This is a genomic window from Corynebacterium sp. MSK044 (assembly GCF_030232825.1).
Taxonomy (GTDB): Bacteria; Actinomycetota; Actinomycetes; order Mycobacteriales; family Mycobacteriaceae; genus Corynebacterium.
Map to the genome: position 1 here is coordinate 1 of NZ_JASPJJ010000083.1, position 263 is coordinate 263.

At 68.4% G+C, this 263-nt stretch carries 1 protein-coding gene; it reads left to right on the top strand.

Annotation, left to right across the window (positions count from 1 at the left end):
• On the top strand, window positions 1–263 hold a 263-nt coding region (locus QP994_RS11170), incomplete at both ends, for an aminotransferase class I/II-fold pyridoxal phosphate-dependent enzyme (protein ID WP_284866846.1).

Genomic DNA, 263 nt, shown 5'->3' on the forward strand with positions numbered 1-263 from the left:
CTTGCACGCTGCTGGCGGACTACCCGGCCAAGCTCGTGGTCTCCCGCACGATGAGCAAGGCCTTCGACTTTGCTGGTGGTCGCCTGGGCTACTTCGTGGCCGACCCGGCGTTCATCGAGGCAGTCATGCTGGTGCGCCTGCCATACCACCTCTCGACGCTGAGCCAGGCCGCCGCGCGCGTGGCGCTGCGCCACCGGGAGGATACGTTGGCCACCGTCGCCACCCTCAGCGAGCAGCGGGATCGCGTTGCCGCTGAGCTGAAG